The sequence below is a fragment of the [Roseibacterium] beibuensis genome (genome assembly GCF_039542305.1).
In the GTDB taxonomy this organism is placed as follows: domain Bacteria; phylum Pseudomonadota; class Alphaproteobacteria; order Rhodobacterales; family Rhodobacteraceae; genus Roseibacterium; species Roseibacterium beibuensis.
The window spans coordinates 775,333-787,045 of sequence record NZ_BAABHW010000001.1 but is presented as its reverse complement, the minus strand read 5'-3'; the positions used below and the strand labels follow the sequence as shown (position 1 = coordinate 787,045).

At 67.0% G+C, this 11,713-nt stretch carries 15 protein-coding genes and 1 riboswitch; of the genes, 9 read left to right on the top strand and 6 right to left on the bottom strand.

What is annotated here, in order from left to right; translation table 11 throughout:
• Window positions 1-41 precede the first annotated feature (41 nt).
• The 3 genes from ABD923_RS03905 to ABD923_RS03895 all read left to right on the top strand — a co-directional run bounded on the left by ABD923_RS03905 (window position 42) and on the right by ABD923_RS03895 (window position 841).
• A complete protein-coding gene (locus ABD923_RS03905) occupies window positions 42-239 on the top strand; it encodes a hypothetical protein (protein ID WP_259546564.1) in 198 nt (65 codons plus the stop codon).
• Window positions 226-363 (top strand): hypothetical protein, encoded by a 138-nt coding sequence (locus tag ABD923_RS03900; RefSeq protein WP_259546565.1) that lies wholly within the window; start codon window positions 226-228, stop codon window positions 361-363. Before ABD923_RS03905 ends, ABD923_RS03900 begins: the two co-directional genes overlap by 14 nt.
• Window positions 364-454: 91 nt before the next feature.
• Window positions 455-841: a DUF4177 domain-containing protein gene (locus tag ABD923_RS03895; protein WP_259546567.1), complete on the top strand. Its 387-nt coding sequence runs from the start codon at window positions 455-457 to the stop codon at window positions 839-841.
• A gap of 3 nt (window positions 842-844) precedes the next feature.
• Here ABD923_RS03895 and ABD923_RS03890 read toward each other — a convergent pair whose 3' ends face one another.
• On the bottom strand, window positions 845-1,102 hold the full coding sequence (locus tag ABD923_RS03890; protein ID WP_259546569.1) for a BolA family protein: 258 nt from the start codon (window positions 1,100-1,102) through the stop codon (window positions 845-847).
• A 76-nt stretch (window positions 1,103-1,178) separates the two neighbouring features.
• On the opposite strand from ABD923_RS03890, the gene ABD923_RS03885 reads away from it, so the two are divergent.
• Together ABD923_RS03885 and ABD923_RS03880 are read left to right on the top strand one after the other, a co-directional pair.
• Window positions 1,179-1,811, top strand: a complete 633-nt coding sequence (locus ABD923_RS03885) for a J domain-containing protein (protein ID WP_222188148.1) — start codon at window positions 1,179-1,181, stop codon at window positions 1,809-1,811.
• A gap of 138 nt (window positions 1,812-1,949) precedes the next feature.
• A complete protein-coding gene (locus ABD923_RS03880) occupies window positions 1,950-3,152 on the top strand; it encodes a BaiN/RdsA family NAD(P)/FAD-dependent oxidoreductase (protein WP_259546572.1) in 1,203 nt (400 codons plus the stop codon).
• 75 nt (window positions 3,153-3,227) lie between these two features.
• Here ABD923_RS03880 and ABD923_RS03875 read toward each other — a convergent pair whose 3' ends face one another.
• Entirely contained in the window at window positions 3,228-4,676 is a 1,449-nt protein-coding gene (locus tag ABD923_RS03875) for a TrkH family potassium uptake protein (RefSeq protein WP_259546573.1), read from the bottom strand.
• Between the two features lie 250 nt (window positions 4,677-4,926).
• Here ABD923_RS03875 and ABD923_RS03870 point away from each other — a divergent pair, with 250 nt between their 5' ends.
• The 3 genes from ABD923_RS03870 to arsB all read left to right on the top strand — a co-directional run bounded on the left by ABD923_RS03870 (window position 4,927) and on the right by arsB (window position 6,714).
• Window positions 4,927-5,130 (top strand): hypothetical protein, encoded by a 204-nt coding sequence (locus ABD923_RS03870; RefSeq protein WP_259546574.1) that lies wholly within the window; start codon window positions 4,927-4,929, stop codon window positions 5,128-5,130.
• 55 nt (window positions 5,131-5,185) lie between these two features.
• A complete protein-coding gene (locus ABD923_RS03865; RefSeq protein ID WP_222188154.1) occupies window positions 5,186-5,500 on the top strand; it encodes a hypothetical protein in 315 nt (104 codons plus the stop codon).
• Window positions 5,501-5,706: 206 nt separating this feature from the next.
• Window positions 5,707-6,714, top strand: a complete 1,008-nt coding sequence (arsB, locus tag ABD923_RS03860; protein WP_259546575.1) for an ACR3 family arsenite efflux transporter — start codon at window positions 5,707-5,709, stop codon at window positions 6,712-6,714.
• A 73-nt stretch (window positions 6,715-6,787) separates the two neighbouring features.
• Here arsB and folE2 read toward each other — a convergent pair whose 3' ends face one another.
• The 4 genes from folE2 to metZ all read right to left on the bottom strand — a co-directional run bounded on the left by folE2 (window position 6,788) and on the right by metZ (window position 10,454).
• Window positions 6,788-7,885, bottom strand: coding sequence for a GTP cyclohydrolase FolE2 (gene folE2 / locus ABD923_RS03855; RefSeq protein WP_259546576.1), 1,098 nt, complete (start codon window positions 7,883-7,885; stop codon window positions 6,788-6,790).
• Between the two features lie 127 nt (window positions 7,886-8,012).
• Window positions 8,013-8,747, bottom strand: a complete 735-nt coding sequence (locus ABD923_RS03850; RefSeq protein ID WP_259546577.1) for a glutamine amidotransferase — start codon at window positions 8,745-8,747, stop codon at window positions 8,013-8,015.
• Window positions 8,744-9,238: a GNAT family N-acetyltransferase gene (locus ABD923_RS03845; RefSeq protein ID WP_259546578.1), complete on the bottom strand. Its 495-nt coding sequence runs from the start codon at window positions 9,236-9,238 to the stop codon at window positions 8,744-8,746. The genes ABD923_RS03850 and ABD923_RS03845 overlap by 4 nt, the downstream gene beginning before the upstream one ends.
• Window positions 9,239-9,248: 10 nt before the next feature.
• Complete coding sequence (gene metZ / locus ABD923_RS03840; protein WP_259546579.1) at window positions 9,249-10,454, bottom strand: O-succinylhomoserine sulfhydrylase; 1,206 nt, start codon at window positions 10,452-10,454, stop codon at window positions 9,249-9,251.
• A 75-nt stretch (window positions 10,455-10,529) separates the two neighbouring features.
• Window positions 10,530-10,608, bottom strand: a riboswitch (SAM riboswitch).
• A gap of 156 nt (window positions 10,609-10,764) precedes the next feature.
• Between metZ and ABD923_RS03835 the strand changes: the two genes are divergently transcribed.
• The gene (locus tag ABD923_RS03835; protein WP_259546580.1) at window positions 10,765-11,658 is read left to right on the top strand and encodes a hypothetical protein; all 894 of its coding nucleotides are present in this window, start codon (window positions 10,765-10,767) and stop codon (window positions 11,656-11,658) included.
• Window positions 11,659-11,713 lie beyond the last annotated feature (55 nt).

The following is an 11,713-nucleotide window of genomic DNA, read 5'->3' as shown; positions in this document are numbered from 1 at the left end:
CGGCCCGCCTGCGCGACGAACTGGCCACCCGTAACCGGCGGGTGAAGCTGCTGGCGGGGGTCCTGAACGCGGTCGGGCTGGGCCTGATCGGCTTTGCCGTCCTGCGCCCGCTGACCGATAACGCCATCCCGCTGACGGTCATGACGGCCATCTGGGCGCCTGCGGGACTCGCATTGCACGCCATTGTACACTATATTCTTGGCATGACGCGCAAGGAGGCTTCCCATGACGCCCTTTGAAATCGCCATCCCCGTGATCGCCCTGGCCGTGGCCGGGATCGGTGTCATGCTGATGCGTCACGAGACCCGCAAACTCGATGCCCGCATCGAGGTCGAGGCCCGGCGCCGCCATCCAGCCGAGTGAAGATTGGGGCTATGCGCCCCGATCCCCCTTGCCCCGGCCCCGTGGCACGGGCTAAGACGCGCCGATCCAACGCCGCGCTCCGGAGAGATCCATGCCCTATTTCGAGTACAAGGTCGTGCCCGCCCCCGACAAGACGCCGCGCGTGAGGGGTCTGAAGGGCGCTGATCGCTTTGCCTACACGCTCGAAACGATCCTGGGCGAAATGGGCGCCGAGGGCTGGGAATATGTCCGCGCCGACACGTTCGACGATACCGAGCGCAAGGGCATGGGCCTTGGCACGAAATCGACGGTCAAGCGCTGCGTCCTGATCTTCCGCCGCGAGATCTTTTACGAAGACGAGGCCGCGACGGAGCACCCCGAGGACACCGCCGAAGCCCCTGCCCCCGAGGGTGCCGAGGACGCCTGGGCCGAACCGCCCGCAGCGTCCGCCGCCGGGCGGCGTCTCGTGGCCGACCCCGCCGACCGCGCCGCCGAATAAGGCTCAGGCGCTGATCTTCAGCGCCAGCGCGTGGATCTCCGACACGAGGTCTTTTCCCAACGCGTCATGGACGGCGCGATGCTGGGCGACGCGCGACAACCCGTCGAATTTCTCGCTCTCGATGCGGACCCGGAAATGGCTTTCGCCGCCCTCCTGGTAGCCCGCATGACCGCGGTGGCGTTCGCTGTCATCGACCACCTCCAGAACCCGGGGCGCGAAGGCCTCCTGCAGTCGTGATCTGATTTTCTCTGTCCGCGTCACGAAATCCGCTCCTCGCCTCTTTCCCTTGCCGTCCAAAACCCTAAACTGCCTGTTCCGAGTCGAGAAGGGGCCGAGCATGAGTGACAAAGACCCGTTCAATTTCGACCTGCGCGTCTCCACCGACAAGAAAAAGCGCCGCTCCGGCAGGCGCGGGATGTCGGGCGCGTTCGAGACGTCGCAGCGCGTCTGCGAGCATCCCGGCTGCAACGAGCCGGGCCAGTATCGCGCGCCCAAGGCCCCCGACGTGCTGGACGATTATTACTGGTTCTGCCGCGACCATGTGCGCGAATACAATCTCAAGTGGAACTTCTTCGAAGGCACCACCGAGGCCGAGATGGAGGCGCAGCTGGACCGCGACCGGGTCTGGGACCGCCCGACCAAGCCGTTCAAGAAATCGACCGAGGAACGCGCCTGGGCGCGTCTCGGCATCGAGGACCCGCACCAGGTGCTGGGCGAGAACGCGACGCGCAACCCGGGCCGCTCGAACGGGTCGACCGGCCGCCGCCTGCCGCCCACCGAACGCCGCGCGATCGAGATCCTCGACGCCAAGGATCACTGGACCAAGGCCGAGATCCGCAAGAGCTACAAGGCCCTCATCAAGGTACTCCACCCGGACATGAACGGCGGCGACCGCTCGGACGAAGACCGCCTGCAAGAGGTCGTCTGGGCCTGGGACCAGATCAAGGACAGCCGCAATTTCGGGGATTGAGCGAAATGATGCGCCCGCCCGGGATCGCGTCTTGATCTTTATCCTTCAAATATGCCCGCCGGAGGCGCCAGCGCCGCGCGGGGCTCGATGCCCCGTGCGGCGCTCGCCGGGCGACGCCAAAGGCGGCGCAATCCCTCGATGAGTGCGAAACCGACAGACGTGACCACCCTGATCCTCGGCGCGGGCGCGGCGGGGATGATGTGCGCGGCCCATTCCGGCCCCGGCACGCTGGTCATCGACCACGCCAAGGCGCCGGGCGAGAAAATCCGCATCTCGGGCGGCGGGCGCTGCAACTTCACCAATCTCTACACCGAGGCCGAAAATTTCCTCGGCGAGAACCCGCATTTCCCGAAATCCGCCCTCAGCCGCTACACCCAGTGGGATTTCATCGACCTCGTCGACCGCCACGGCATCGCGTGGCACGAAAAGACTCTGGGCCAGCTGTTCTGCGACCGCTCCGCCAAGGACATCATCGCGCTCCTGCGGGCCGAGATGGACCGCGCCGGGGCCGATCTGTGGCTCGAGGCCGACCCGGGCGAGATCACCCAGGCCGATGGACTTTTCCGGGTCGAGGTCACGCAAGGCGGCACGCCGCGCAGCGTCACCGCGCGGAACCTCGTTCTGGCCACGGGGGGCAAGTCGATCCCCAAGATGGGCGCGACGGGGCTGGCCTACCGCATCGCCGCGCAATTCGGCCACCGCGTGACCGAGACGCGCCCTGCCCTCGTGCCGCTGACCTTCGACGAGACGCGCAAGGCCGGTTTCGCCGACCTGCCCGGCACGGCGGTGGACACGCGCATCACCTGCAACGGCGCCAGCTTCGACGAGGCGATGCTGTTTACCCATCGGGGCCTCTCCGGCCCGGCGGTGCTGCAGATCTCGTCCTATTGGCGCGAGGGCGACAGCTTGTCGGTCTGCCTGCGCCCCGATCTCGACCTGTTCGAACATCTGCGCGCCCGCCGTGCCGAGGCTGGCGGAAAGGCGCTCTCCACGGTCCTGTCCGAGATCCTGCCCCGCAAACTCGCCCTGCACCTGGCCGCCGAATTGGGCCTTGCGGGCAATCTTGCCGACCAGTCCGACGCCGCGCTGCGCACGCTGACCGACCAGTTGACCCGGTGGGAGCTGACGCCGACCTCCTCCGAAGGCTACCGCACGGCGGAGGTCACCTTGGGCGGCGTGGCAACCGATGCGATCAGTTCCAAGACGATGGAAAGCGCGCTGGTCCCCGGCCTCTTCGTCATCGGCGAGGCGCTGGACGTGACCGGCTGGCTGGGCGGCTACAATTTCCAGTGGGCCTGGTCCTCGGGCGTGGCGGCAGGACGGGCCATCGCCACGCGGTGAGGGGGGCGTTTTCCGCAACGGAAAACGCCGGAAAAGCCGGCTTTTCCGGTCCGGAAATCTCGAGATTTCCGCCCCTCACGTCCGCCAGAAGGCGGTAGTGAACAGCACGAAAACCGCCATCAGTTCCAGCCGTCCCACCAGCATGGCCAGCGACAGGATCCATTTCGCGGCATCGTTGAGCGATGCGAAATTGCCCGAGGGTCCGATGGTATCGCCCAGCCCCGGCCCGATATTGCCCAGCGCCGCCGCGGCCCCCGAGACCGAGGTGATGAAATCCAGCCCGGTCAGCCCCAGCGCCACCGAGACGATGCCGAGCGACACGAAGAACAGCACGAAGAAGGCCATGACCGAGGACAGGATCTCTTCCGAGATCGGGCGGCCCTCGTAGCGCGGCTCGAACACGCCGTGGGGGGCGTAAAGGCGGCGCACCTGCGTGGCGATCGAGGCGAAGAGCAACTGGTAGCGGAACACCTTGATCGAGCAGGAGGTCGACCCGGCGCAGCCGCCGATCAGGCCGACGAAAAAGAAGATCACCACCGGCACCGGCCCCCACAGCTGGTAGTCGACGCTGGCATAGCCCGTCCCCGAGATGATCGAGGTGACGTTGAAGATCCCCTCGCGGAAACCGTGTTCCCAATGGTCGTCATTGGCAATCACCCGGTAGAGCGTCAGGAACACGGTCAGCAGAAGGATCGTCGCGATATAGGCGCGCACCTGGCTGTCGCGCAGGATCGGGCGCGCGGTGCCCGCGACCAGCTGGATGTAGCGGACGAAGGGCAGGCTCGCGAGGATGATGAACACGGCGGCCACGTATTCCAGCGGCCCCTGATACGCGCCGAAAGACGCATCGCGATTGGAGAATCCCCCTGTCGAGATGGTCGTCAGCGCATGCATCAGCGCGTCGAACCCCGGCATCCCCAGCGCGGCATAGGTCAGCGCACAGGCGACCGTCAGGCCCAGGTAGATCACCGAGATCCGCGCCGCGATCTCGGTCGCGCGGGGCAGGATCTTGCCCATCGTGTCGAACGCCTCGGAGCGGAAGATCTGCATGCCGCCCACGCGCAGCTCGGGCAGGAACACCATGGCCACGACGATGATCCCGATGCCGCCGAACCATTGCATCAACCCGCGCCAGAGGTTCAGCCCCACGGGCAGATCGTCGAGCCCCGAAAACACCGTCGCCCCGGTCGTGGTCAGGCCCGACATCGCCTCGAAGAAAGCGTCGACATAGCGTGCCTCGGTCGCGCCGAGCACGAAGGGCAGCGCCCCGAAAATCGGAAGGACCAGCCAGACGCCGGTGGTCAGCAGAAAGGTCTGCTGGATCGACAGGCCCTCGCTCACCCCATTGGCGCAGGCCAGCGTCAGTAGCAGCCCCGTGACGGTGGTGATCGCCATGGCCTCGGCGAAGGGGCCCCAATGCCCGTTGCCCGCCGCGAGATCGAAGGCGAGCGGCACGATCATCGTCGCCCCGAGCACGAGCACGAGAAGACCGAGAACATAGACGACGGGGCGCAGGTCGAACATGGCGCGGAGCGTTGGCGCGCGCCGCCCCCCCTGTCAAGCGACCGAGGCTGCGCGGGCGCGGTTTCCGGGCAAACCCCGCTCCCGCTTGGAAAAACCGTGGCAGCCTGTCGCAGGAAAATGTTGCCGCAAGGTCATTTGGTCGTTAGCCTTTTTTGGAAAGGTTCCAGAGTGAGGGCGATTTTGGCCCTTTGGTGGAGCTCAAACCCCCGCCAGCCGCCCTCGGGTGGCCCGCCAGGACAAAGGGGACGCCATGGGCGCCCAGGACCAAAAAGGCCAGAAAACGCTGACCGACGATGACATCGCCACCATCCGCTATCCTCGCGGACCTGCGGGCGGTGGCCATGACGTCGACAGCGACGCGCACGCGCATACCGATTCGGACGCCGCACCGGCGCACAGCACGGATTCAGACACCAGCCACCCCGCCCCCGCCCATGACAGGGACGCGGGATAGGCCGATTTTAACCTGAATTTTCAATCCACCCATTCACGCACGGAGGACAGGACCGATGACGGACAAGAAGGAAGACAAGGCCAAGCCGACGCTGGACGAGAGCCAGATCGACACCAAGCGCGGCCTCAACCGGCGCACCATGCTGCGCGGCTTCGGGATCGGGGGCCTTGGCCTTGGGACGGCGGCGGCAACCGGCTGTGTGCCCGTTGGCTATGCCAGCGGCATCACCGACTCCGACAACGGCCCGATCATCGACCCCGCTGGCTGCGGGCGCGGCGGGCGCCGGGGCTACTACACCGGCTACACCGACGCCGATAACGGCCCGATCGTCGATCCGGGCGGCCAGGGCCGCGGTCCGCGCACCTGCTGAGGCGATCAAAGCTGTTCATGACGAAGCGGTCACCGGCCCAGGCGCCGGGGCCGCTTTTTCATTGGAACCCGGTCCGGTTCCGCGCGGCGCATCGCCTGTCGCCATTGCGCCGCACCGCTGGCGAAACCCGGCGAAGGGCTTGAACGCCGCGCCCGTCCAGTCCAAGGCGCGCAAAACTGCGCAGCAACACCTCGGAGATCGCCGCCATGGGCCTGTTCGAACGCTACCTGTCCGTCTGGATCGCCCTGGCCATGGTGGCGGGCATTGCCATCGGTGCCACCCTGCCCGGCCTTGTCGAGGCCATCGCGGCGGCTGAACTGGCCAGCGTCAACCTTGTCGTGGCCGTCCTGATCTGGGCGATGGTCTACCCGATGATGGTGGGCGTCGACCCAGGCAGCCTGAAGGACGTGGTGAAACAGCCGCGCGGTCTCGCCATCACGCTGGCGGTGAACTGGCTGATCAAGCCCTTCACCATGGCGGCGCTTGGCGTCCTGTTCTTCGAGGTGGTCTTTGCCGACCTGATCGCCCCCGAGGATGCCCAGCAATACATCGCCGGTTTGATCCTGCTCGGCGCCGCGCCCTGCACGGCGATGGTCTTCGTCTGGTCGCACCTGACCCGGGGCGATGAAAGCTACACGCTGTTGCAGGTCTCGGTGAACGACGTGGTGATGGTCTTCGCCTTCGCCCCCATCGTGGCCTTCCTGCTGGGGGTCACGGATATCGCCGTGCCCTGGGGCACGCTGATCCTGTCGGTGGTGCTGTTCGTGGCGCTGCCCTTGGCCGCGGGCCTCTGGACCCGTGCACGGCTGGGCAGCGAGGACCGGATCGAGGCGTTTCGCAACCGGGTGAAACCGTGGTCGGTGATCGGGCTGATCGCGACAGTGGTGATCCTGTTCGGCTTGCAGGGGCAAGTGATTTTGGACCGCCCGCAGGTGATCGCCCTGATCGCGGTGCCGATCCTGCTGCAATCCTATGGCATTTTCGCGCTGGCCTACGCGGCGGCCTACATGCTGCGCGTGCCGCACCGCATTGCCGCGCCCTGCGCCCTGATCGGGACGTCGAACTTCTTCGAACTGGCCGTCGCTGTCGCGATAAGCCTGTTCGGCCTGAACTCGGGCGCGGCGCTGGCGACCGTGGTGGGGGTGCTGGTGGAGGTCCCGGTGATGCTGTCCCTTGTGGCCTTCGCCAACCGCACGCGGGCACGGTTCACCTGAGATAAAAAAGACCCCCGCACAGGATGCGGGGGCCTTTCGGCGATCTTGGGAGGAGCGCCGCGCAGGCGACGGGTCAGCCTGCGTGTATCAGCGACTGGAACAGGCGCGGGTCGAGGCTCGCCGCCTCGAAGGTGGGCCCTTCGGTCAGCACGCTGACCGCGTCGTGGCTGTGCAGGCTTTCCTGGTGGCTGGCCAGCACGCGGAAATCTCCGACACGCAGGTCATTCTCCAACTGCTCGGCAAAGAGCCGCGCGGCATCCTCGACGAAAACCGGGTTGGCGGCGTTCAACTCGGCAAAGGCCTGTTCATCCTCGCGCTTGACCATCACCTGCGTTTCGGTCGGCACGGCGGCGCGCGCCATGTCGATCAGATCCTCGAACCACAGGCAGTCCTGCCCGTCGGCCAGTTCGACCGAGATCCGCGCGACCGAGCGCTGCGAATGGGGCGTCGCCAACTGGTTGCGCGTGGCTCGCGCATGTTCACTCAGTTCCAGCGAGCACGGGCAGGTCGAGGAATAGACATAGTCGAGATGGATGATCTTCTGCCGGACGCCGCCGCGCTCCACCAGTTCCAGCGCGATGTCGTAATACTGGTAGCCCGACAGCCCCGAGCGCAGGCTGTCCACCTTCATCGGGAAGGACAGGCGCATCTGGATGCGGGCGTCGAAGCTTTCGAGATCGGCCTTGTAGTCGTCCAGCGCCGCCTCGATCACCTCGAAGCTGAAGGTTTTTTCGGCATGGGCATAGAAGGACCGCATGATGCGGCTCATGTTGATGCCCTTCTTCTCGGCTTCGAGGCTGACGGTGCCGGTAACGCTGGTCTCCAGCGTCAGGTCGCCATTGTCGCGCGTGTGATAGTGGATCGGCAGGCGGAAATTCGAGATGCCGACATGCTGAATTTGCCGCTGCGCGCCACGGATCAGCGAGGACGGCCCGTTCTGGAGGTCGGGCAGACCGGCCTTGTAGGCGGCATCGACGGTGAACGCCTCGGGATACTCGCGCGAGAAGGACGGGTAATCCCCCTGCCCGGTCAGCAGACGGGCGATGCCCGGATCAAGCTCGGCCAGATCGGCATCGCTGGCGCCGGCGGCCCAGTTCTTCAATAGGCGCAGTGCCTCGGCCGCGTCCTCGCGGTTCGGCTGCTCGGGGGTGCTGGTTACATGCATATTCATGGGGGTCACCCTGTCCTGTCTCTCATCCAAGAATATGGGGCGCGAGGGTCGCGACCCAAGTCTTGTCTTTCGAAAGAGTTACGCTAAGCGCCCGGAAACGGATTATTTTCCAACGTTCACGAGCACGTTATCCGCCGAAACGACGGGTGAAATTCGACAGGATGCGCTCCGGCACGGTGATCTCTTCGGCAAGGCAGGCCTCGGTCAGCGCCTCGGCGTCGGACGGGTCGAAATAGCCGCGATCGCGGTAGATGCGGATGCGGTTGGCGAAATTCTGCCCCTTGGCTTCGGGGTGGAACTGCGTGGCATAGACGTTGCGCCCGGCCCGGATCATCTGGAACGGGCACGGGGCCGAGGCGACCAGGTGAACGGCCCCCTCGGGCAGGGTTTCGACCGCTTCCTTGTGGCCCACCAGCGCGCGGAAGTCGCGCGGCAGATCGGCAAGGATCGGGTCGGCCGCCCCCGCCTCTGTCATCGTGCAATCGACGCCGCCGATCGGCTCGCCATAGCGGCCCTTTGCGACCGTGCCGCCCAGCGTGTGGCCCAGGATGCCCATGCCGTAGCAACAGCCCATGAAGGGCATGTCCCGCGACAGGACCTCGGGCATGAGCGACAGGATGTCGGCCTCGATCCGGGCTTCCAGCGGGTCCTTGTCCTCGGGCGCATCGCTGACGCATCCCGGACCGCCGCCGACGATGATGCCCGCATAATCGTCCAGCGACAGCGCGGGCAGCGGCGCCTCGTCCAGCCGGATGCGATGCACCTCGGCGGCGCTCAGCCCGCCACGGTCGAGAAAGGCGTCGAACTCCTCGTCGGCGGCCTCGGTCTCGGGGCGCAGTTGCAGGACGAGGAACCGTCTCATGCCGCCACCTCCGCCGCGACGAGGGGCTTTTCCATCACCGCGTTGGGCAGGCCGATGCCGTGGCGCTTGACCCTCTGACGGCGCAGGACCGACCAGCCGCGCGCGGCAAAGAACGGCTCGGCCACGCGGCTGGCCTCGGTTTCCAGACGGTCGATCCCGGCGGATTTCGCCCGCCCCTCCAGCACGGCCAGCAGCGTGCCGCCGACGCCCCGCCCCGCCGCCTCGGGCAGGACATAGGCGAAATCGAGGAAGGCATCGTCGAGGTTCAGCGCCATGAAGCCAAGCAGGCCGCGCCCATCCTCGGCCACCATCGTGTCGAGGCGCGACAGGCGCGTATCCCAATGCTCGGCCGTCTGGGGGCGCGGCGACCACGCCACGCGCTGCGGCAGGGTGTAGTAGCGCGCGGCCCCGCGACGGACGGCGCGGTGGAACACGGTCGCCAACCCCGCCGCATCCTCGGTGCGATAGGGTCGGATGATGAGCCCGCTCACCGCGCGGCCCTCAGGCGGACCTTGCGGCGGCCAGCGCCGACCTCAGGTCCTCGACCAGGTCCTCGGGGTCTTCGAGGCCCACCGACAGACGCACCAACCCGCGCGTGATCCCGAGGCGATCGCGCTGCTCTTCGGACAGGCGCTGATGCGTGGTGGTCGCGGGATGGGTGATGATCGACTTGGCATCCCCGAGATTGTTGGAGATCGTGATGATCTGCAGCGCATTGAGGAAGCGGAAGGCCGCCGCTTGGCCGCCCTCGATGTCCAGCGCGATCACGGTGCCGGGCCGATCCATCATGCGCGCGGCCAGTGCGTGCTGCGGGTGATCGGACAGGCCCGGGTAGATGACGCGAGAAAGCCCCGCCTGCCCCTGCAACGCATCGGCAATGGTTTGCGTGCTGTCCGATTGCGCGCGAACGCGCAGGTCCAGCGTTTCCAGCGATTTCAGCAGAACCCAGGCGTTGAACGGGCTCATCGCGCCGCCGGTATGTTTCATGTAGGGCTCAACCGTCTTGCGGATCATCTCGCGCGTGCCGAGGATTACGCCGCCCAGACAGCGCCCCTGCCCGTCGATATGCTTGGTCGCGGAATAGACCACCAGGTCGACGCCCTGCGCGATGGCGTTGGAATAGACGGGCGTGGCAAAGACATTGTCCACCACGACCTTGGCCCCGACGGCATGGGCCAGGTCGGCCACGGAAGCGATGTCGATCACCTCGAGCGTGGGGTTCGAGATGGTCTCGAAGAACACGGCCTTGGTCTCGGGACGGATCGCCGCGCGCCACTGGTCGAGCTCGGTGCCATCGACGAAGGTCACCTCGACGCCGTAGCGGGTCAGCACCTCTTCGAGGATATACAGGCACGATCCAAAGAGCGCGCGGGCGGCAACCACATGGTCCCCGGCCTTGAGCAGGGACACCAGCGCCCCGTTCACCGCGGCCATGCCCGAGGCGGTGGCAAAGGCATCTTCGGCCCCTTCCAGCGACGCGATACGCTCTTCGAACATGGCGACGGTCGGGTTGCCGTAGCGCCCGTAGATGAACTCGTCGGGGCCGGTTTCGATGAAGCGCGCCTCGGCGGCCTCGGCGGTGTCGTAAACGAAGCCCTGCGTCAGGAACATCGCCTCGGACACCTCGCCATACTGGCTGCGGCGGGTGCCGGCATGCACGGCGCGGGTGCGCGGTTTCAAAACGGGTTTGGCGGGAGCGTCCTTCATGCGCCCAATCCTCCTGATCCGGGTGCGCGGACCAAAAAAGCCCCCGCACCATGTCCTGGCCGGGGGCGGGCGGTTCTAGCGCACTCCTCGACCTCTTTAGCGGTTTCTTTAGCGTGGCCCGCAATCCGGTTCACAAATCGCCACGAATGCCGCGATGCCTAAGCTCGCCGCGCGGGACGGTCAAGCGAAATGAGGGGCGGCCCGCAGGTGGCGCGCGGGTCACGTCACCGAACTGTCGTGCCCGCGTTACCGAGATGTTGCGGAGGCCACCTATCCAGCCATCAAGCTCTGGTGGAAAACGGGCGGCAGGATGGCGCTGATCGGGCTGAACGTCGATGGCACGGGGATCGAGGGGGCAGAGGCGATCTGGCCCGCGCTCGATGCGCTACCCGAGGGCCGCGCGGTTACCGTGATGACCCATGGCTACCGCTACAGCCCCCGCAGCCCCGAGACCGATCCGCATACCCATATCCTGTCCCTGCGCCCCTCGCGCCGCTGCTGGAAGGCCGTCAGTTGGCCGCGGCACCTGCATCTGCACCGCGCGGGGGCCGATCTTGGCCTCGCGCTCGGCTGGCATGCGACGGGCGCCCTGCCCCGCGTCGCCCTGCGCGCAAGCCGCGTGGGCGGTATCCTCGGTGGCCTGATCGGAGAGATCCACGCACGGCGTCCCGATCTGCGCATCAACCTCGTGGCGCATTCGCTGGGGGCGCGGGTGGCGCTCGCGGCCATCGCGGATGCGCCCGCGGGTTCCGTCAGCCGGGCGATCCTGCTCAGCGGAGCCGAGTATCGCAGCACGGCACGGGCCGCGATGGCCGCGCCCGCCGGACGTAGCGCGCAGGTTCTGAACGTGACCAGCGGCGAAAACCTGCCCTTCGACGCGATGTTCCGGCTGGCCGCGCCGCCGCTTTGGCCCGCCGACCGGGCGCTCTGCGCCGGGCTGCCCGGCCTGCCCGGCTGGACGGACCTGAGGATCGACTGCGCCGACACGCGTGCGGCCCTGTCCGCGATGGGCTATCGCACGCGCCCGCCCGTCACGCGGGTCTGCCACTGGTCGGGCTATCTGCGCCCCGGCCTCTTTCCGCTGTATCGCGATGTGCTTGGACCGAACGGCTCCGAAACGCTCGCCCGGATCGCAACGCGAACGGGCGCGGCCCACCGCGCCGCGAACCGCGTCAGCCTGGGCAAGGGGATGGTCCGCGCCTGACCCGGCCCCCGCATCGGGGAGAGAAATTTGCCCTTTCCCCCTTCACGGATCGCGC

Bases quoted from the DNA above. Each gene is read 5' to 3' on its own strand.
- arsB (WP_259546575.1), top strand. From the start codon at position 5,707: ATGGGCCTGTTCGAACGCTACCTGTCCGTCTGGATCGCCCTGGCCATG.
- ABD923_RS03875 (WP_259546573.1), bottom strand. From the start codon at position 4,676: ATGTTCGACCTGCGCCCCGTCGTCTATGTTCTCGGTCTTCTCGTGCTC.
- ABD923_RS03885 (WP_222188148.1), top strand. From the start codon at position 1,179: ATGAGTGACAAAGACCCGTTCAATTTCGACCTGCGCGTCTCCACCGAC.
- ABD923_RS03850 (WP_259546577.1), bottom strand. From the start codon at position 8,747: ATGAGACGGTTCCTCGTCCTGCAACTGCGCCCCGAGACCGAGGCCGCC.
- ABD923_RS03835 (WP_259546580.1), top strand. From the start codon at position 10,765: ATGGCGCTGATCGGGCTGAACGTCGATGGCACGGGGATCGAGGGGGCA.
- ABD923_RS03880 (WP_259546572.1), top strand. From the start codon at position 1,950: ATGAGTGCGAAACCGACAGACGTGACCACCCTGATCCTCGGCGCGGGC.
- ABD923_RS03895 (WP_259546567.1), top strand. From the start codon at position 455: ATGCCCTATTTCGAGTACAAGGTCGTGCCCGCCCCCGACAAGACGCCG.
- metZ (WP_259546579.1), bottom strand. From the start codon at position 10,454: ATGAAGGACGCTCCCGCCAAACCCGTTTTGAAACCGCGCACCCGCGCC.
- folE2 (WP_259546576.1), bottom strand. From the start codon at position 7,885: ATGAATATGCATGTAACCAGCACCCCCGAGCAGCCGAACCGCGAGGAC.
- ABD923_RS03900 (WP_259546565.1), top strand. From the start codon at position 226: ATGACGCCCTTTGAAATCGCCATCCCCGTGATCGCCCTGGCCGTGGCC.
- ABD923_RS03870 (WP_259546574.1), top strand. From the start codon at position 4,927: ATGGGCGCCCAGGACCAAAAAGGCCAGAAAACGCTGACCGACGATGAC.
- ABD923_RS03865 (WP_222188154.1), top strand. From the start codon at position 5,186: ATGACGGACAAGAAGGAAGACAAGGCCAAGCCGACGCTGGACGAGAGC.